The organism is Eisenbergiella massiliensis (genome assembly GCF_003435485.1).
This window is the reverse complement of record NZ_QVLV01000004.1, coordinates 1-500: the sequence shown is the minus strand read 5'-3', so window position 1 is coordinate 500 and position 500 is coordinate 1. Positions and strand designations below refer to the sequence as shown.

Here is a 500-nt window from a genome sequence, read left to right as displayed (position 1 = left end):
TGCGGCTTTCCCGCATACGGCTTTTCCTATCTCTGTTGAAATCTTACATACATAAAATACCATTCCATGACGGGGATTTTGTAATAGGGCCTGAAGGTCCTCACCGCCTGGGGATAGGGACATACGTGTCCGGGCGCAGTCCTAAACAGCATCTGTTTTTCATCAATGCATGTGATCCATTCCTCCGGGTGCTCCATGTCCCCGTCAAGCAGGGACATCTTATCCGCCGCCAGAACCACCGGACCGAAGCACAGCGCCGCAATATCCGGGTTTTCTTCATCCACAGGCCTGAATTCCAGGGAAAAAGGAAGGCTTATCTCGATAACATCGTCCGCCTGCCACTCCCGTTCCAGCACGGCCCAGGTATCCGGCTGCGCCGAAAGGCCCATGTCCTCGCCGTTTACAAGGATGCGGTTCACGCCCTTTGCCCAGCGGGGAATCCGGAAGCTGATCCGGCAGGAGGTTCCGCCTTCTGCCTGCACCCGGAATTTCCGGATGGG

1 protein-coding gene is annotated in these 500 nt (G+C 56.0%); it reads right to left on the bottom strand.

Annotated elements, in window-relative coordinates; translation table 11 throughout:
- Nucleotides 1-26 precede the first annotated feature (26 nt).
- Nucleotides 27-500 (bottom strand): glycoside hydrolase family 127 protein (locus DXC51_RS07075; RefSeq protein WP_181970043.1); only part of this gene is annotated, 474 nt, incomplete at its 5' end.